At 41.9% G+C, this 21559-nt stretch carries 9 protein-coding genes; 6 read left to right on the top strand and 3 right to left on the bottom strand.

The annotated features are described in order from the left end of the window. Positions 1 to 93: 93 nt before the first annotated feature. Positions 94 to 1635: a bifunctional aminoglycoside phosphotransferase/ATP-binding protein gene (locus CDC37_RS04830; protein WP_096620731.1), complete on the bottom strand. Its 1542-nt coding sequence runs from the start codon at positions 1633 to 1635 to the stop codon at positions 94 to 96. Between the two features lie 106 nt (positions 1636 to 1741). Further along, entirely contained in the window at positions 1742 to 2185 is a 444-nt protein-coding gene (locus CDC37_RS04825; RefSeq protein ID WP_096620730.1) for a tellurite resistance TerB family protein, read from the bottom strand. 1456 nt (positions 2186 to 3641) lie between these two features. Here CDC37_RS04825 and CDC37_RS04820 point away from each other — a divergent pair. The 6 genes from CDC37_RS04820 (at position 3642) to CDC37_RS04800 (ending at position 17430) form a co-directional block, all read left to right on the top strand. Further along, complete coding sequence (locus tag CDC37_RS04820; RefSeq protein WP_096620729.1) at positions 3642 to 4310, top strand: hypothetical protein; 669 nt, start codon at positions 3642 to 3644, stop codon at positions 4308 to 4310. A 6-nt stretch (positions 4311 to 4316) separates the two neighbouring features. Then, on the top strand, positions 4317 to 6131 hold the full coding sequence (locus tag CDC37_RS04815; RefSeq protein ID WP_096620728.1) for a peptidoglycan D,D-transpeptidase FtsI family protein: 1815 nt from the start codon (positions 4317 to 4319) through the stop codon (positions 6129 to 6131). A 1581-nt stretch (positions 6132 to 7712) separates the two neighbouring features. Further along, the gene (locus CDC37_RS25120; protein ID WP_231943220.1) at positions 7713 to 7853 is read left to right on the top strand and encodes a hypothetical protein; all 141 of its coding nucleotides are present in this window, start codon (positions 7713 to 7715) and stop codon (positions 7851 to 7853) included. A 42-nt stretch (positions 7854 to 7895) separates the two neighbouring features. Beyond that, on the top strand, positions 7896 to 8633 hold the full coding sequence (locus CDC37_RS04810) for a DUF11 domain-containing protein (protein ID WP_231943219.1): 738 nt from the start codon (positions 7896 to 7898) through the stop codon (positions 8631 to 8633). 1081 nt (positions 8634 to 9714) lie between these two features. Further along, positions 9715 to 14241: a hypothetical protein gene (locus CDC37_RS04805; RefSeq protein ID WP_096620727.1), complete on the top strand. Its 4527-nt coding sequence runs from the start codon at positions 9715 to 9717 to the stop codon at positions 14239 to 14241. Between the two features lie 405 nt (positions 14242 to 14646). Beyond that, a complete protein-coding gene (locus tag CDC37_RS04800) occupies positions 14647 to 17430 on the top strand; it encodes a DUF11 domain-containing protein (RefSeq protein ID WP_096620726.1) in 2784 nt (927 codons plus the stop codon). Positions 17431 to 19099: 1669 nt separating this feature from the next. On the opposite strand, the gene CDC37_RS04795 is transcribed toward CDC37_RS04800, so the two are convergent. Beyond that, positions 19100 to 21523 carry an endonuclease MutS2 gene (locus tag CDC37_RS04795; protein ID WP_096620725.1) on the bottom strand — a complete coding sequence of 808 codons (2424 nt, stop codon included), beginning with the start codon at positions 21521 to 21523 and terminating at the stop codon, positions 19100 to 19102. Positions 21524 to 21559 lie beyond the last annotated feature (36 nt).

Here is a 21559-nt window from a genome sequence, read left to right as displayed (position 1 = left end):
GTTAATTCAACGTCTATAGGGATACGGATGAAAAATATGAAAATATTACGATGATGCTGCACATATCCGTAAGCATAATCCAAAATCTCAAATCTAGAATCCCCAATCTAACAATTGTGGTGCGATCGCAGAAGTGGTATCTAAAGTCTTGACATAGTTTTTCTCTTCCTCTGTAAATGGCTCGGCTGCTGCTAACTGGGATGTTAACAGGTCTGCTGTGGCATCGGCAATATCACCAGTACGCGCTTCTAAACGACTTCTGAGGACGCTTTCCGGTGCAACACATTCAATGATTTGCACGGGAATTTGGGCATTTATGGCTGGTTTCAGCACATTTTGCCGTAATTCCACCCGGTCGAATTTGGCATCTAGAATCACTGTCCAACCTTGCTGGGCTAACAAAATTCCTAGTTCTGATAACCGACCATAGGTTTTAGCGGTCATTTCTGGTGTATAAATTTCCTCTCCACCCCGTTCTAATAACCCAATTCCCGCTAAATGCTTACGCACCGCATCGGAACGAATTAAAATCGCCCCTGAATGTTGGGAAATATACTTAGCTGTAGTGCTTTTCCCGGAACCTGATACCCCCGACATCAGGAAAATTTTCCCCTGGTGGGTTTGGGTATATTCCCAAGCTTGACGGTAATAGGCTGCTGCTGTTGCGGCTGCTTGTTGTTTGGCTGCTGGGGAAATTGCGGAGTCATCTAGTAAAAAAGATGTTACCTTAGCCCGCACATAGGCTTGACGACTCAAATACAGTGGCAATACCTGCAACCCTTCCCAATCACCAGTTTGCTCCAAATAGGTATTTAAAAAGATATTGGCCAAATCCGGTCGGTGTCGAGCTTGTAAATCCATCACCGCAAAGGCAACATCGTACATCACATCCACAAACCGAAACGGTTCATTAAATTCTATACAATCAAATAACAAAATTTGCCCTTGCCAACAGCAGATATTTCCCATGTGCAAATCTCCGTGACACTCACGAATGAAGTTATTTGCACAACGTTGGTTAAATAGCTCGACTTTGGTGGCAAAAAAATTATCTGTATAGGCTTTGGTTTGTTCAAATTGGCTCAGGGTTTGGGCTTTACCAATATAAACTTCCGTTTGCTCGTAGTTTTGATCAATCGATTCCCGCACCTTTTCCACTGTCCCGAAACTGCGAATATAATCGTTGGTTTCGGTATGGCGATGGTAATTGGCAACAACCCGACCTAGTTCTTCTATCTCCCCCGCTGTAATCGTACCATTTTCAAACCTTGTACTCAACAAACCATCGGCTGGAAACTGACGCATTTTTAATGCATATTCGACAGCTTCTCCCTCACCACCCAACACATAATCACCGTTGCTGGTGGTAATCGCCACCACTTCTAAATATAGCTCGGCTGCACCCCGTTGATTTAGTCGTAATTCTTCGTAACAATAAAACTTTCTTTTTGCCAAAGTTGAATAATTCAAAAAGCCGAAATCCACCGGTTTTTTGACTTTATAAACAAACTCCCCAGTTAACAGTACATAGGAACAATGGGTTTGTACTAACTGAATCGGTTCCTCCACCGGATGGGGATAGAAGTCAGCTTGTAACATCTTGTGAATGACGGGGGGAAGGGCTGTATCTGTCATCATTGTGGTCAGAATTTGCGCAACAACTTTTTGATTATCGCAGCCATCCGTCTTTTCCGCACTGATAAATGTATGCGGAAAATTCCACTTCCCTACCCCTACCCATCTAACTCCGATGTTTAATCATCATCACCTGTACAATTTGCATCGCCATTTCCCGTTTGATTCCTAAAGCTTGACACAAATCGTTTAAAAATTCATGCTCTTCCGATGTCACCTTGCCATCCATCAGTACTAAATCTACGGCGATCGCAAAGGCTGATTCACGCATCTCTTCGCTTAAAGAGGCTTTTGCAGCATTAAATAGGGCATTTAAACCGTTATTCCGGAGAACTTCTAGCAACTTCTCTAACAAGGCGTTGATTCTTTCCCGCGAATAACCTTGAAAAAGATGGATTTTTGACAATGCGAAACAAACACTTTCTGCCTCTTTATCGCTCAGATAACCATCACAGGCTACTGCAACCAGGGTTATGGCTGCAAATGCTTCCGTCGCAGTTAGTTTATTCTCAACCGTATTATTACCGAGAATATTGTCAAATAAACTCATTTTAGTGCTATCCTATTTTTTGGTAAAAAAGAAAAAATAACGTTGCACTTAAACTGAAAATTTAGACATAAGTGGCGGTGCAACGCTTACTTTCGATATTCTCAGTGTGCCCAATAAAATGTAAAAACTAACACATCGGCTTGCGTATGTTAGTCAACAAACCATGATGTTAGTTGCAACCCCTAAAAATGCAACTGCGACAGATTTATCCAGTAACATCTCCCTTGGGGTTTCGCTATTTAATTTATGCAGAGAAAAACAAGTTAACCTTGTTTAGATAGTTTAGATATTAGGAATGGGGCTTGCAAAATTACAAAATTATTAGTTCACACTCTTGAGTTGTAAATGCGATACACTAATGGTTCTAAACCAAGGAAAAAAATATCTTACCATAGGACTTTTTAATCAACGATACTATTTGTGAAGATTTACGCATTTTGCGGATCGTTGAATTTAATTGTCAAAGCCTTACCTATTTCTCACTGGTGATACATTCCCCTACAACCCATGAATGTATACCGTCACAGGGGCAATATATATGGATTTACACTTGTACGTTGAAAGCAAACTTATGTCATCGAATAGTTGTTTCTATGACCAAATCCCAAATCGGCAGATGAAATTGATGACAATAGGCTGGAATGGACTGACAGATATGGTAATTGTCAATGCATTTTCCCAAATGTATTTTCTCTAGTTCTGCTTTTCCGGAGTAATGCAGAAGACGAATCGGCGAAATACTAATTATCTTGCGATTACAAGCAAGGATATAGACAAAATTCTAACGAGAGTATTTAGAGGGGTAGTGACTATCCGACTTTTCCAGGCTCTCAACAATCGCAATGCCAATTCCGGATACTGCAATTAAAACCACAATTGACGCCAAAAAGGCATTTACGAACATATGTAGGGCTTCATCAAAAAACATGTAACTCATGATTAATACCTAATTTACAGTGTGTTAGCAGTTATCTGTATACTCCACAGCCTGACTGACTGATTCCGCTTGATAAATGCTGACAATACATATCTTAACAAAACTTTAGCTTATCAGGTGGACAAAAAAATAAATTTCTCCTGAAGATGGGATGACTTTTGCCCAAATATCTGGTACTCTACGTAGTCCTGGCTGCATGTATTTGTTTTATTTCGTACTAAAAAGATACTGAGAAGGAGGTTAAATTATTGATGTGTAGGGATTCTTTTTGTTCATTAATTCTTGATATTCTCTGAATATTCGGAGTATTGACGATTTATAGTCCGATAGGTTGCCTAAAATACAATACCCTGAGATCGATTTCAAAACACAATTTTCTGGAAAATCGAGAATCGTCTCCACAACATATTCAAGAGTGCCAAGAATTGGATTAAGATACTGCTGAATATGGCAAATAACCAGATGAAAGCTTAAGATACAACGTTATTACTTTCTTGTAGATATCCCACCGAGAAGATTATGGCTGTTACTCGTAAATCAGGGAATAACTCCCCCAATCCCTACATCAGCAAAAGTGGTTGGCCAGGGTCGAAACCAGTACGTCGTCGTGCGCCATTACATGTAAATCAAATCAATTCGACAGCCAATCCTGGTCAAGCAGTTGTCAAACCGGAATTACCCCTATCAAGTCGTCAACCAGCACCGAGCAAAAAACGTGTCCCGACTAGTTCCCCAAGTCCAAGAGCTAGGGCTAATTCCCCAGAGAAAACAGCAAAAATTCAGCAAAAAATACCATTGATGCCAACTTTGGAAGAAGTACCCTTTTGGCTGAAAAAAATCCAGCAAATACAGCGCTACTCTTCCCTCATGACATTTGGGTTAGTAAGTGCGACTCTTGCTGTTTATGCCTTGAATGTGTATTCCCAACAATCCTGGGGGATGGCATATCAAGAATTGCAACGTTTACAAAAGCATGAACAACAGTTAACAACCAAGAACGAAGTTCTCAAAAACCAAATTATTCGGGAAGCGGAAAAGCCTTCCACTGGAATGGTGACACCGACTCCCGCAACGGCCATATTTATCCCTTCTGCCGTTTCTGGGACATCATCTGGGAATAACTTCAACCAGCCGACTGAAGAACAACCCCATAATTTTCGCAACCAAACTACTCCGATGGGATACTAGAAAAGGATGAAACAGAAATATCGCAGCAGACGTAATTGGCAAGTTCCATCACGGGTCAAAGAACGTTTGGGACAGCAACCAGAATCCCATTTGAGAGGGAAAACAGGTGCTAGTTCTCAGTCCAATAATCCGGTAATCAAATCCAGATTGTTCATGGCGTGGGGTGTATTAATTGTGAGCGGATTGGGTTTAATCTTGAACTTGTATCGCTTACAAATTGTCGATGGTGCGACACTAGCTCAAAGGGCACGTAATCAACAAATGCTGACTTTGCGTCCCTATATGCCCCGTCGTTCTATTATTGATCGTAATGGCAATTTTCTGGCTATCGATCAGCCCGTGTATACTCTCTATGCCCATCCCAACCTGTTTAAAAAATCCTTTGCAGAAGTTGCCACAGCCCTAGCGCCGATTTTAAATCAGGAAGTTAGCGATTTAGAACAAAAATTTCAACGCCAAAAAAGCGGCATAATCCTCCATCAACGGCTTTCGGAAGAGGATCGAAACCGGATTGTGCAATTACGCTTAGACGGGTTAGACCTACGCCAAAAGTATGCCAGGTTCTATCCCCAAGATGAACTGGTGGCAGAAACTTTAGGGTTTGTCAATGCTAATCGTAAGGGACAAGCGGGAATCGAACAAACCCAAGAAAGGTTATTGGAGCGAAAACTGAAAACCCTACGTTTAAACCGTACCCGTCAAGGGGTCTTGATGCCTGATTATGCACCGGAGGGATTTATTGATTTTGATGACTTTAAACTACAATTAACCATCGATAGTCGTCTGCAACGGGTAGCTCGTAATGCCCTCAAGGAACAAATACAGCGTTATCGAGCGAAACGCGGTGCCGTGATTGTGATGGATGCCTATGATGGCGGGTTGTTAGCGATGGTTAATCACCCCACCTTCAATCCCAATGAATTTAGTAAAGCCGATATGTCACTGCTGAAAAACTGGACAGTGACAGATTTATATGAACCCGGTTCCACATTTAAACCTTTAAACGTGGCGATCGCTCTCGAAAATGGTGTAATCCAACCTCACGATACCTTCGTGGATAATGGTTCCTACCAAGTGTACGACCGTTGGATCAAAAATGCTGGCAATAAGCGCTACGGTAGAATAAATATTGCCCAAATCCTGGAACATTCCAGTAATATCGGTATGGTGCAAATAATTCAAAAAATGCGTCCCCATGCGTACTATGGTTGGCTGGAACGGTTAGGACTAGGACAAGCGGTGCAAACAGATTTATTCGGGTCAATATCGAGTAGACTCAAACCTCAAGATGAATTCGCTTCTACCCCCATTGAACCTGCAACAGCATCCTTTGGTCAGGGTTTTTCCCTCACACCACTCCAGTTAGTACAAATGATTGGCGCGCTAGCTAACGGTGGCAAGTTAGTTTCCCCCCACACCGTCAAGGGTTTGGTGGATAGCGAAGGTAAAATTCATGATGCACCATCCTTTGCTGCTCCTCGGCAAATATTTTCACCCATGACCACCCAACGAGTGGTAGAAATGATGGAAACAGTGGTTGCTGGGGGAACTGGGAAAAATGCCAGAATTCCTGGATATCGAATTGCTGGGAAAACCGGTACTGCGGAAAAAGCCAGTCAAAGTGGTGGTTATTCTAGTGCCAGAATTACCAGTTTTGTCAGTATTCTCCCTGCTCAACAACCTCGTTATGTTGTCTTGGCAATTGTCGATGAACCCAAGGGTAAAGATGCCTATGGTGGAACGGTGGCTGCACCTATTTCTAAGAAGGTGATGGAAGCTTTAATTACTATTGAAAAAATTCCCCCCAGCCTTAAGCAGTAGGGAAGCAGGTGGAGAATTTTTGTGAAACCATAGTTTATATCTTGCACCTTTACGTATACATACGTTGAATTTCAAAATAAAAGCGATATAGCTACAGTACTCTTGTTCACTTTTAACGCTAAAATGATACTTTTGGCTTTATATTGAGTATTTTATTTCCATCAATTTTTTTGGTGCAAGATGTGAGATAGGGTTATTTAGGTTGTCGATTTGGATGTGATTTCTATTCCATTTCGGGGAAAGTTTCGATGAAGATGTGAAATACAAGATTTACATCTACTTGACATCTTCCCTGGTTGAAACACAGAGGATTCTCAACCAATGTTGTTTCGGAGTCTTTTAAACCCACTCCGCAACGTTTACGGTATGATTTGAATAATTCTCTAAACAAATTATATCGTTTTGGAAGTGTCAAGGCTTCCCTACCATCTTGGCTAAAATTTCAGTTTTTAAATTCCCGAGTCATACAATACTGTTGCGATCGCATTACCCCTGAACCTGCTTTTTATTTATATAGCTCCGGCGGTAATATACACTATCGTAATTGGGATTTGTCAAGATGTCAATAATCAGTCCTGTAAGTATGATAATTGCGTGAAAAAATTGAGAATAGAGTCATTAATATTGAGAATAGACACAGTATTTTTCTCAATAAGTCGAGCAAAGGGGGGAAAATACAAATTTTGCATTTTTGCGTATTTAAATAACTAATCAATTATATCGGGTAATTTCTTTGAGGGATTGCAGTGACAAAAAGCTGGATTATTTGGAAGTGCTAATTCGTACTTTACCTTTGGATATCAAGGCGGGTTTTAGACGATAATTATACTGAAAATGTTTTTTAAAGGTATAAATTTTCCAGATAAGTAGTTAGTAGGTTTTGCCCTATTATTTATTAGGTATGTTTGCCTTGGCTATCTTGACAAGCATAGTTAAATAGAAAACACAATAATTCCCATCATCAGTAGTCACCACAAATTAGGTCGCAAATTACATCATCACCTATAATCACCTCAAATACTCTTCTTCAATCATGGAAACTAAACTCCCAGGCTTTTTCCAGTAATGGTATTTCAGTATGTATACGTACTTAATGAGGTAATTACTAAGATTGATTTGTTTATTTTTACGTAAAAAACCTGTTATCGATGGATATCGCAAAAGATATATTGATGGTTGATTCGGTTTTCATATCCTTTGAGACACGCTGCATCTGCCTCAAAATTAGTTTTTTTTCACAGTGCATTCACCATTCAAGATAATCAAATATTAAGAGGCTGACTGCCTGACACATCTCCTTAAATCTTTGATTGTACGTCCCAGTCTCGACTGCGTTGATCAGGTAATATCAGGGTTCCAGGCAATAAATTTAGTCTAGATGACCAGACGAAGCTTAGAGAAAAAATCCTTGCTAAACAAGCATTTCAAGAGTTCTGTCAAGCAGCCAGATTCAGAGGATGTGTTAAAAGTTGATTTTAATACTTAACAAGCTCATTTTGGGAAGTAGGGAGAAGATAACTAAACATTTTCGCGATTAGTAATTGGTAATTTCAGTCATAGATTATTCATCATTTATTTCCCATGCAATTTTTATTTAATCGATGGAAACATCACTATTGGTTATTTGTTATATGCCCAGGAATTGCGATGGGAACTATTTATCATGCATTTGCGATCGCAGTTTCCAATACAGCTAATTTTGGCGGTGATAATCTGAATTGAATCAACACAAATACTACTATATTTACTGCGGAAGTACCCAGTTTGCAAATTACGAAAACAGCCAATACCATTAATGTTAAACCCGGTGACACGGTACTATATCGAATTGCAATTCGTAATACAGGTACGGTCAATGCCAATAATTTAAGTTTAACGGATACCTCTCCCCAGGGGTTGGTGACTGAAACCTCCAGTTTACAAGCATCCTTAAATCAAAATGGCACAGTGACAAATATTCCAGTGACAGCAACTTCAAGGGATAATCGCAACCTGAATATAAATTTCGCCGGAAGTTTACCTCCATCAGGTATTATTAACCTGGTCTATGCCGCGACGGTTACTCCTGATGCTTTGCGGGGAAACGGCCGAAATTTGGCAGTAGCAAGTGTTGGTAGTATTCGTAGTAATACTGCAAGTCACCAGTTGCGTTTGCGTCCAGGAATATTTGCAGATTGCGGGACTTTAATTGGTCGGGTGTTTGTGGATAAAAACTTCGATGGAGAACAACAGGATGGGGAACCGGGTGTTCCAAATGCGGTAATTTTTTTGGATGATGGAAATCGGATTTTAACTGATAGTAATGGGATGTTTTCAGTGGCAAATGTGATTGCTGGTAATCGCACAGGAACGTTGGATTTAACTAGTTTACCTGGCTATATTCTTGCTCCTAATCAACGTAAAGTTGAGCGGAATAGTCAGTCAAGATTGGTGAAATTAGCACCCAATGGAATGGTGAGGATGAATTTTGCTGTTACTCCTGCTTTTAGGGAAGAAAAATGAATTGATTTGAGATTTTAGATTTGGGTAATTGATGATTTTCCATAACGATCAAATCTTCATAGTGGGACTTAGACAAAAAATAGCCGAAAAAACGACTCAAATGCATACACAGCAATACTTTGATATCGTTTTGAATAGTTTCTTGCTATATCTGGGTTTCAAGCATTGTTTAGTCTGTAGTGTATTTTCCTTCCCATGTATGGGTTTGAAGCTGATTTCTGCCTCAAAAATGTTTAATATCGTTTACGCTCATGTTTGCTACATATTAGGGGCTGTAGCCGTTGATTATTCTAGTTTCATTTATTGCAAAGTACAACAGAATCGATATAAGTCCCGATAGAGAGGTTGTATTGCAGCATTTAGATAATCGGTTGTGTCTCCACATAGTTTGCTTTTGATATGGAGGGTTAAATTAGGCTAGGTGTGTTGATATAGGATGGGGTGACAATATAGCTAGAAAGGCTTATGTTGTAAAAGTGATAGAAGATTTACTGAAAAAACGATAAAAGTCAATCTAGAACCTTATCCTTGTTGGGTCTTTTTGGTAGGAATTTTTTCACCCCTCCAGGTCTATATAGGATGAATATTTGATTTTTGAATAAAATACAGTACACTTGCTATTCTCTGTTCCCTCACCTGACAAGTCAGTTCGGAAATCAAACCTGATTCCTATATTTGAATCGATAATTTAACAATCAATGTTCTTCTCCCTTTCACGTACCTATTCCTTGAGAAGATAATTACAAATTACTAAAAAATACTTTTTTTAAATCTGACTGAATTATAGTCAAGAATCTCAAACGGTCTAGTTGTCTTTTCTCTTCCTGCTCCCAAAGACGATAATTCAAGTATTAAAATCGACTTTTCAAACATCCTCTTAACAACAATTTGTACCACTCACCCACCTACTTACACTTCTCCTGACTTAGTTAATTCCAAAAAACGATAAGTCAAGTATTCAAAATAACTTTCCCCACAACTTCTGAGATATCTCCATATATTTCATTCTGTATCCTGTCTCCTGCATTCTGTCTCCTATTACTAAGTTCAAAGTACGAATTGTTGGTGTCATTAATAATATATGAAAAGTCATAAATTGGTTGATAAAAAGCTGATTACAATTTGTACAACTTTGCCTGTAGTTTCTACCACAAGTGTACTAGCGGAAACTACAGGTGCTAACAATATCCAAAATCCCCATTCACTGAATTTAGTTGAGGGAGAGTTGAATACTGGGATTAATTCTATTTCTAGAGACAAAGGTGCAGATTTAAAAGTATCATTGACTAATTCCTATCCGGAGGAAGGGGAGTTTCGGGATAAGGTGGAGTTAGGAGGTTTTGATAATAATATAAAAACTTCAGTCAAAAGCATTTCCGCATATTTCCCAGCAAAGTTCCAACAACAGAATTTACAATCCGGTAAATATCCAGAAGGGAAGTCTGAGGATAATCACAAAACTGATCTACAGAGGCATGATTTAAAAGCTGAAAACAAAAATCATCAGCAAGTTAACAACCGAATTCACAATCCAACTTCCAAATCTCCAAATTCCTTAATTTCACCTCCAGAACTAAACTATCCCGAATTACCACAGACTCTCTCTTCCTTTCCAGGAAAGACTGAGAATTACCAAGTCACCCTTGAACACAAACTGCAACAAAAAGCTGAAATTACTTCAGATAGTCAATCCGTACCTTTGATTGTGAACACCAATCAGCATCAAGAATTAGAAAATACACCAGAGAATACTACACAATTTACAGCGACAGTAGATCAGAAAAATAAATCCATAATAAATGCTACCAATGGTGTTATACCTTCCAGTTTTGTCGATACATCTATCACTGTTTCCGACAATATTTCCCAAAAAGTAGTAAATACCAAAAATAATACTCCTTCCCATCCTGTCAACCAATCGACATCTACAATTATTTCTTCAAACCCACTTAATACTAACAATACAGATATTTCCCAATCTATCACTTTATCTCCAGCGAAAACTATTTCTCCCCAAGCAGTAAATACCAACAATGCCAAAAATAATGATATTTCTCCCCATCCCGTTAATTCACCTTTATCTATATCTCCACCTATTGCAGAAAAAATATCACCTTCCCAGCAAAGCTTTTTAAAAACCAATTCTGATTATTTCCCAGATCACACAGCATCACTGTCCACACTCACAAACAATAACCCCATCAAGACAAATACTGCAAAAATCCATCATGATCAACAAGATAAAACAGAAGAACTTCTCATCCTGACCCCCCTTAGTGGAGAAACCACCCAAAAAACAACTAACTTAGCCATTCAATATCCATCCCATCTCCAAGCAACTGTTACCATCAACGGTAAATCCATCGATCCGCAACTACCCAATCATCTCCAAACTGATTCCATCCAAAAATTAAATACCCAAATCTGGTACAACTTACCTTTACAGATAGGAGAAAATACTATTACAGCAACTTTGGACAATGGCAAAACCTCCACTGTAAAAATTACCCGTCAATACCAACAAACCCTAATCCTTTTAACTCCCCTTGATGAACCTCGTATACCTGCGGATGGTCGTTCCACGGTGAAAATCAAAGGTCAAATTACTAATACTAGTCACGAAATCATCCGTGAACATATACCCGTTACCCTGACCACTACTGCTGGTAAATTTATCGGTGTCGATAACGATGCTGATGCACCGGGTTTCCAAGTCATAGCTAGAAATGGGGAATTTACCGTTGAACTCCAAGCTTCCCTGGAACCGCAAAATGTGAACGTTCGTGCAGCTATTGATAATTGGCAACAACAGAATATTTTTGATACTGTACCCCAAGACTATACAAATATTGAATTTATCACTAATCTACGACCATCCCTCGCCACTGGAAGCATTAATCTACGGATTGGTGGGGGTGGAACTAATTATCATGGTCGTTTTCGCGATTTCCTCAATCCTCGCAAAATCGGTAGAACTGATGTAGACTTGGATGCTGCTGTGTTTGCCACTGGTAAAATTGGCGATTGGTTATTCACTGGAGCGTATAATAGCGATCGCAATCTGAATGAGGATTGTCTGGGAGATACTCGTTTATTTGGCAGTGGACAGGTTTGTGAACGGGTTTATCCTGTCTACGGGGATGCTGGAACTGTCACGGCGACAACTCCTTCGATTGATAGTGTTTATGTGAAGTTGGAACGTACTCCGAAGATTCCTGGTGCGGAGTCGGATTACTTTCTCTGGGGTGATTACCATACCCAGGAGTTTGCCCGTCCTTCCCAGTTGTTTAGTGGGATAACACGGCAATTACATGGGTTTAAGGGGAATTATAATTTGGGCAATTTACAGGTAACAGCCCTGTTTGCCAATAATATTGAAGGTTTTGTTCGGGATACAATTGCTGCGAATGGTACAAGTGGTTATTATTTCCTACGCAGTCGCAATTTAGTACCGGGAAGTGAAAATGTGTTTATTGAGTCGGAGGAAATCAATCGTCCGGGAACGGTTGTCAAACGTCAATCCTTGAGTCGTGGTGCGGATTATGAGATTGATTATGAACGGGGAACGATTATGTTCCGTAGTCGGATTTTCGCTACTGAATTAAACCCCTTGGGAAATACTTTGACGAATCGGATTATTATCATCTATCAAAATCGGGGAGGTAATGGTAGTAAACTTTACGGTGGCAGACTTCAGTATAATTTTCGTCAACAAACACCTCACCATAACATACCTCCCAGAAATTATAAAACCGACACACCCTTCCTGGCAACTAGTTATCTCTGGGAAGATAAAAATGCGGCAAATTGGCAATTACTAAGTGTGGATGCCCATATCCCTTGGGGGAAAACTGGACAAATTATCGGCGAATATGCCTATTCTCACCATAATTCCCTGGCTTTAGGAAACATGCAGGGGTCAGCCTACCGTTTAGAAGCGACGGGAAAAATTACCCCCGATTTACAAGCAAAGGCTTTCTATCGGTCTGTGAGTGAAAATTTTGCCAATAATGCCACCTGGAGTTTTGTGCCGGGACAAACCCGTTATGGTGCATCTTTAGCCGGAAAACTTAGCTCTACCACTTCCTTTCATCTTGGTTACGACCATGAAGACAACTTTGGTATTGCTCCTGCTCTACGTACCAACAGTTTTGATTTATTCAACCCCCAACCCCAACCCCTTCCTGGAACCAAAGTAGATAACTCCTTGACAACCCTGCGAGCAGGAATTGAACAAAAAATTGGTGATGGGAATATCGGCGTTGAATACGTCAACCGTCAACGTCAAGACCGAATCGATAACCGCTTTCATGGCAATGCGAGTCAAATCCGTTCCTATGGGAGTATTCCTGTAACCGCATCCCTCACCTTCCGCGCTCAAAATGAACTGAATTTGGGACAATCGGATGCTTTGTATCCCAACCGTACCACCCTGGGTCTAGATTGGAATTTATATCCAGGTGTGACCGTGCGACTTGCTCACCAATTGTTTGCGGGAGGATTACTCAAAGGTAATAGTATTACTAGTTTAGACACCCTATTTAGCCATCAATTCAATCAAGATACCAGCGTCACCGGACGTTACTCCATCTTTTCCGGGATTGATGGGATGAATGACCAAGCAGCCATTGGCTTAAATCATCGGATTCGCCTTGCTCCCGGACTGAAACTGAACCTGGGTTATGAACGCATTCAAAATCACATTTTGGGAAATACAGCCGCAGGTATTCGCTTTGCCCAACCCTACGCAACCGGACAAACAGGTTTCACCCTAGGAAACCTATCTGGAAACAGTTACAGCATCGGTCTTGATTACACCGATAACCCTAACTTCCAAGCCAATGCACGGGTTGAATACCGGGACGGGGAAGGAGGAAATAATCTAGTTATCTCCGCAGCAGCAGCAGGTAAATTATCTACAGCCTTAACAGCAGCTATTCGCTATCAACAAGCAGCAGGAGCAAACCAATTACTGGGTGACTTACCAAATACTGCCAATTTACGCTTCGGATTGGCCTATCGTGACCCTCGCAACGATAAATTTAATGCTCTCCTGGGTTATGAATATCGTCTCAATCCAACAACCACCCCTGAAACGTTGCTGACAGGTAATGGGAATAGTTCCACAGAACATGTATTTGCGGCTGAAGCCATTTACGCACCCCATTGGCAATGGGAATTCTATGGAAAATACGCCTTCCGTAATCATACTAGTTATCTCGCCGATAATTTTACCAACACTTCCACAGCCCATATAGCCCAACTACGTGCTACCTACCAACTTGGTTATCGTACCGATGTAGCCGTAGAAGGGAGATGGTTCGGACAACCCAGTGTTGGATTTAATGAATTTGCGATCGCGCTGGAATCTGGATATTATCTGACACCGGATTTACGGATTGGTGTTGGTTATGCCTTTGGTAGTGCTGACGATCGAGATTTCACTGGTTATCGTTCTGCTGGGGGTCCCTATTTGAATATTACCTACAAAATCAATGAATTATTTGCTGGTTTTGGACGGCAAAAACCTGCTCCGAAGCAACAACAGGAGTCGGAAATTGTGGTTCAGAAAACAGGAGACAGGAGACAGGATACAGGAGGGGATTAGAGGATGTTGTAAAAGTCGATTTGAATGCTTAACAAGCTCGTTTTTTGGGAGTAGAGAGACCCGTCGGGTCGTCTCTACAGGAATCGGTAAAAACGCGACATGTCACGTCTGTACAGTTTATCAGGATAAATATATCGTTTGAGCCTATTTCCTGCCTTCAATAGGTGGTTGATCAAGTATTTATTAGTTGATTTTCTGAAGATAAATAGGAGTGACGCAGGTGTGATCCAAATTCTGATTTTTTGTTCTTTATTTATTTTATTTAATTATTTAATAGTCAGCGCTACTCTACTAGAAATCTACGTTGAGAGTGCTGAATTTGAGAACTAAAGTCCCGACTGCGAACTTAAAATATACCAGCTTATCACCTATTCCCAACCCACTATTTCCTATTTCCGAACACCCATGAAAAAACAACTTATTCAAACCCCAATTCTACTCTTCACCACCCTCACATCCCAAATTTTACCCCTATATCTACACCCCCCTTCTTCCCCAACCCTTGCTCAAACAACAGCAACATCCTGTGCTAATCCTGGACGAGATACCACCCCCCTCAACGGCATTATCAATACTTACTATCCAGGTACAAATAATATCTCTCCTGGTATCCCTAACACCACCATCAACCTGGGAACTCGAAGGGGTGCAAACATTGATATTCAAGCTGGTGATTTACTCGTCATCATGCAAATGCAAGGGACAAATGCGGGTAACTATGAATATGCCGTTGCTGAACAATTTAACGGAACCTCCGTCATAGTCCGGGGAACCGGAACCAACGGAGGACTGAACAACTCCTACATTAATGCTCCAGCAACTCCCACCCAAGGACAACAAAGCTTTCAAGTAATTCGTGTCCCCCAATATCTGGATGCAAACCTAACTGGAATTGTCACAGCTGCACCCTGGGATGGTACTACTGGAGGTGTGGTAGTTGCCGATGTTGCCAGAGAATTAAACTTCACCGGAAGCATCAATGTTAGTGGACAGGGTTTTCGTGGCGGTCGGGGATTGCGCTTAGGAGGACGGGTCGATTGGCGTACAAATCCTCCTACCCCCATTGACCCCCTACCACCCGGTGTGGAAGCTGATTACACTGGTGTACATGCTCCTTCACCGACTATTGCCAATATTAATGCTGGTGTTGGTGCATCAGGATTAAATGGAATTGGTGCTAACGGTTCTAAAGGGGAAGGAATTGGGGGAACACCGCGATACACCTTTAATGGGGATTTGACAGCACCTTTACCAGTCGTTGAACCCCCGGAAGGGTATCCAGGGGGTAGTTTTGGTCGAGGTGCAGTTGGGAACGCAGGTGGAGGAGCAACCGATGGCGACCCCTTCGGTACTAACCTTGCCACTATTGCCATTTCTCGAGGTTACAATGCGGAAAACTCCGGTGGTGGTGGGGGTGGTAACGCTGGTGTTGGAGGACAGGGAGGATTTTCTTGGCGTTCTAAAGAAGACGTGGGAGGACGGGGTGGTAATGGTTTTACTGCTACCAGTAGTCGAGTGATTTTAGGTGGTGGTGGGGGTGCTGGTTCCAATAATGATGGTGCAACCGCTAGTAATGGGATTGCCAGTAGTGGCGCGACGGGAGGTGGTATCGTTTTAATCCGCGCTGGGAATATTATCGGTAATGGTACGGTGAATGCTACGGGTGCAAATGCTCCCAATAGTCGCTTGGAAACCACAACTTTGAATGTAAATGATGGTGGTGGTGGTGGTGGTGCAGGGGGAAGTGTGGTAATTTCGGCTGTGAATAGTACTGGGAGTAATTTAAATATTAACGTTCAAGGTGGTGAAGGGGGAGATGTCCGCACTAGAGTTCCCCACGGACCCGGTGGGGGTGGGGGTGGAGGTGTGGTCTTAACCCGTAATGTGGGACAAACGGTGAATCTGCAAGGGGGAATTTCCGGAACTTTTATTAATACTGGTGATGATGCAAGTGAAACACCGGATATTATTGGGGACCAGGGAACCTACGGTGCGACCAATGGAAGTGATGGGGTGGCGGGAAATATTAGTAGTATTACGGGTATTTTGTCCGGAGCAGAGTGTTTAGACGCACCAGAACCACCACCCCAGCCGTTAATTTACAAATCGGTACGTTTACTCAATGATAATGATAACTCTGGTAATATTACCGTCGGGGATGATCTACAGTATACCCTCACAATTATCAATCCGAGTACAACTTTACCCGTGAATGGTATGGCGATCGCCGATCGAGTTCCCGGTCAGTTGCAGGTGATCCGCAATTCCATCCTCTTTCCCACCGGTTTTACTGCTGCATCCAGTTTACCTAACGGTAATTTCAACGGTACAAATCAATATATCCCCTTCACCAATCCCGGTGATTTACCCATTAATACCACTTTGACTCTTACCTACACAGCCAGAATTTTACCCGATGCAACCGGACAAATCGCAAACCAAGCAGGAATCGATTTAACTCCCACAGACCCCAATCCCATTCCGGAAATTCTCTCCGATGCTAGCGATTCCCTCAACCCCACCCAACCAGGTTCTGGGAATAACCCTGGGAATGTCATTGATCGTAACGGTAATATTAACCAAATTACGGGGAATGGAGTCACACCCGATATCACCATCGTAAATATCCAAACCCTTCCCCCCGAACCACCCCCACCAGGAATTGTCAACCTGTACGGAGTCAAACGTATTACTAACGTCCGTCGCAATGGAGTGCCAATTACAGAAGTTAATTTTAATACCTTTGTGGATGACCCCAATGATGTCAACGATAACAGGGGTGGATGGTCACAATTTTTGCCAATCGGTGTTCCCACTATTGGCAATGAGTATCCCCTCCAAAGTGGGGATGAGGTGGAATATACAATTTATTATCTGGTGGAAGGTAATCAACCAATTAATAATGCTCGCTTTTGCGACCCCATACCCGTTGGAACTACATTTATTCCCAATAGTTTTGCTAGTGGTAGGGGAATTGGGGTAAATATGGCCAATAATATGACTAATCCAACCAATGTCGCTGATGCAGATAACGCCAGTTTCTTGAGTCCCGTTGCACCCTTACCACCGGGAAATGTCTGTCCTAATCAAACTAATCCGACTGGAACTGTAATTGTGAATTTGGGGAATTTGGATCATAATCAGGGTAATAATTTTGGTTTTGTCCGGTTTTGGGTGAGGGTGGATTAGGTGGAAGCGAAGGAGTTTGTTCAATCCTATTTAACGTGATTTTGATGATTTATAAAGCCTGAAAATCTTGTCCAGTATCATTCGTAGGAAATAGAAGTTTTTAAAAACCTCCAAGTATGATGTTGAGAATAAAATCATTAAACCTGGAATCAGTCAGTTATTGACTTTGTTCTCAACTAATTGATGTTGATGAGGTTATTTTAAACCCAATACGCTTGGTGTTAAAGATAACTGTAGGTTGGGTTGAGGCTTTGCATAGACTGGTGATTGATTTTGTGGAAATTTACCCATAAGTTCACACAGTTTTTGTGATGATCTCGTCCCGATGCTCCGCGTGGGGACCCATTCCACGAGGGCTACTGCCTCTACATTCTTCAACCCAACCAATAATCAGGCTTTTAAGTCTAAATGAACTGTATTGACTTTAAACCTTAACCTTCAAAATTATTGATTCACAGAGATTATAGCGGTTACAATCCATCGCATTCACGTCTATTTAGGGTCTGGTGCATTCGTGACCAGTTAGGGTGAAATTAGTTTTGTCAACTCGTAATTATCCTCAAAAGTGAGGTGAACAAGAAGTATTAAATTCACCTTTGCACTGAGTTTTCCGCGCCAGAATCAATTATGCATTGAAAATTTAGCGATCGCATCCTTCAAAATCATGTTATTCACCCAGATTTTGACAATATTTTGAGCATCATTACTTATTGGCAAAAGACCAATAAGCCTGGCTGCCTGACAGAACTCTTGAAATGCTTGTTTAGCAAGGATTTTTTCTCTAAGCTTAGTCTGGTCATCTAGACTAAATTTATTGCCTAGAACCCTGATATTACCTGATCAACGCAGTCGAGACTGGAACGTACAATCAAGGCTTTAAGCACATATGTCAGACAGTCAGCCAATAAGCTTAACTTGTCAGCAATGGGTCTGGTGTAAAAGGTTGTTTGGAAAGTTTTATAGATGAGGCGATACTCCAGAGCAGTCGCTGCGCGATCGCTATTCTATAATCCTTAGCTGCATAAGTTCCAAGGGTGATTACACTATGATATGTTGCTAATATGTAAACTTTTATTTCTAGGTTTTTATAAATTACTATACACCCCCTGATTATATTTAAGAATACCAGAAAAAATCAAGCGTGTCAACCTAGTGCTTATCAGTCCGATTATTCCGTGAAAAAGTTGAGAATAGAGTCATTAATATTGCGAATATAGCGGAAATAATTGAGAATAAGGTTGCAAAGGTAGGAGTAAACAAATTTTTGCGGGAAGTGGTATTAGCGAAACTAATCAGAGAATTGTTCTAAACCGATCTATAAGGAATCATATTTGATTTCTGAGAAACTTAATTAATCCAAAGCTTATCGGACAAAGCTTTATACCGAAAAAGATTCAAGTCGTATTCCTATGGGTGAATTTCAACAAAATCAACAGTCTACGCAAAGCCTCAACCTAACCTACAGTTATCTTTAACACCAAGCGTATTGGGTAAGGTTGTAAATTCTCTTTTATCTTTTTTCCAGTAACTCTGAAATAATCCTTACAACATAAGCCTTTTGAGGTAGATTGTCACCCTGTCAGGGAATTGTTAGTTTAAAACCACTCCCTACTCTCTACTCCCTACTCACGGAAAGTTTGAGGAGTTTGATCCAAATCCGGAATTAAAATTAATCAACAATATAGGCAATTGTTACCCCCGTTCCTCCATCAGCTTGTTCGGCGGGTTCATACTTAGATACCCGTGGATGCTGACGTAAATATTCATGCACCCCTTGCCGTAATTTCCCTGTACCGTGACCGTGAATAATCCAGATGGCTCGATGGGCTTGGGCGATCGCTTGGTCTAGGATATATTCGGCATCAGCAACCCGTTTACCCCGCAAATCAATGGTATTTCGGGATGTACGTATTAGGGGTTCTGTGGCGGCTGGGGGTGATTCGGTTTTGGTTTTATTTTCTTTGACTTTAGTTTCCTTCCCACTTGGTTCCGGTTTTTGACCATCCAGGGATTCAATATCATCCAGTTTCACAGTCATTTTCATAATCCCAAAGCGGACATTGATTTCCCGGTCTGCGTCGGGTGCTGTTAACACTTCGGCTGTTTGTCCGAGTTTGGGTATACGAATTCTCTCCCCGATTTTGGGAATATAACCTGGTTTGGGTTTTGGTGGCGCTTGGGGTATAAATTTTTCCGCTATCTGATTGATGGCGTTGGTGGCATTTTGGGCATCTTGACCGGTGGGTGTACCCTGTTGTAAACGGCGAATCACCTGGGCTATTTCCTTTTTCGCTTGGGCGATCGCTTCTTGGACTGCCGCTTCTTGGGAGGCTTTGAGGGCTTGTTCCCGCTCCTGGAGGGCATCGGCTTTTGCAGATACTTCTTTATATAATTTCTCTGCTTGTTGTAGTAAATTCTGCGCCTCAGCCGCCTTGATTTCCTGACGACGACGTTGGTCTTCTAACCCGGCAATCACCAAATTCACGTCATCAGTTACACCTCCCATTTGCTGTTTTGCTGCTGCAATCACTTCTGGTTTCAATCCGAGTCGAGATGCGATCGCCAGGGCATTCGAACGACCGGGAATCCCCCACAATAGACGGTAGGTGGGGGAAAGGGTCGCTTCATCAAATTCGACGGAGGCATTTTCAAAGCGTAAATCCTCATATTTCAACGCCTTCAATTCCCCAAAGTGGGTTGTGGCCATTGTTAACAAAGCATGGTCAGCCAAATACCGTAATAGGGCGATCGCCAGGGCACTTCCTTCCACCGGGTCGGTTCCAGCCCCCACCTCATCGAGTAAAATGAGGGAGGGGGATGGGGATTTTAAATCCTGGTCTTCTGGGGATTCCCCCGGACTAATGGCGGTCAAAATCCGACTAATCCGGCGAATATGGCCGGAAAAAGTCGATAAACTTTGTTGGAGGGATTGCTCATCGCCGATATCCGCCAACACCTGCTCAAACCAAGGAATTTCCACCGGTTCACGAGCCGGGATAAATAAACCCACCTTGGCCATTAGGGCTGCTAATCCCAAGGTTTTGAGGGTGACTGTCTTCCCCCCCGTATTGGGACCGGTGATGGTGACAACACGAATATGGGGTTCAATCCGTAAATCGACAGGGACAACGGGATGGCCTTGTTCGTATTGTTGCTGCCAGAGGAGGAGGGGGTGGTGCAGTTGACGCAGGGTGATTTGTTCCTGGGTTGGATCAACAAAGCGGGGTGGATTGCCCTTCAACCATTGACTGTAACGGGAACGAGCGCAGGCTAAATCTAAAACGGTGATAATTGCCAGTAATCTTTCTAAATCGGGGATAATATCGGCAATTTGACCAGTTAAAGCCCGACGAATTGCTTCCTCTTCCACCTCTTCCCGTCGTAACAACTGTCGCAATTGATTTCCCATCGGCACCACCGAATTCGGCTCCACATACAGCGTCACCCCACTGGTGGAAGTATCATGGACAATACCGGGAATCACATCTTTGTGGGAAGCCTTCACCGGAAGTACATAGCGATCGCCCCGTTGGGTAATAATCCCCTCCTGGAGGGCATTTGATTTGACCTGGATAATATTTTGGAGCTTTTGGTTGATTTGGCTACGCACACGGCGGATTTCGCTACGTACTTCTGCCAACTTACTACTAGCTCGATCCGCCACATGACCTCGTTCATCAATACAGCGATGGATTTCCTGTTCCACCTCCGGATAGGTGCGTAAATCCGCCACCAAAGCCAGTAAAACATCCAAATCTTCGTGATTTTCAATAGTTCGCCGCAAATTTCGCGCTCCCGCCAATGTGGTAGCGATCGCGAGTAATTCATCTCCAGCCAGTAGTCCTTTTAATTCAGCTCTTTCCAGGGAATCACCAATATCCTGTATCCCCTCGAAGGATAACCCTGTAGGTGTACGTCCTTCTAAATCGTAAACCTGTTGCGTTTGTTTAAGTAACTGTTCGCTTGCCGTTAAAGTTGTGGGTATTTGTATATTCCGCGCGGCAAAAACACCTAACTTTGTCGCTGCAAAGTTTGACAAATGTTGGCACAACCGCGACCATTCTAATAATTCTAGGGTTTCTGATTGAATCAAGGTGATTAGTCAAAAAATAATACTATATTCAGCTAT

The sequence above is a fragment of the Calothrix sp. NIES-3974 genome (assembly GCF_002368395.1).
Lineage (GTDB): Bacteria > Cyanobacteriota > Cyanobacteriia > Cyanobacteriales > Nostocaceae > NIES-3974.
Note: the sequence above shows the minus strand (reverse complement) of the source record. Positions and strands in the feature narration are given on the sequence as shown.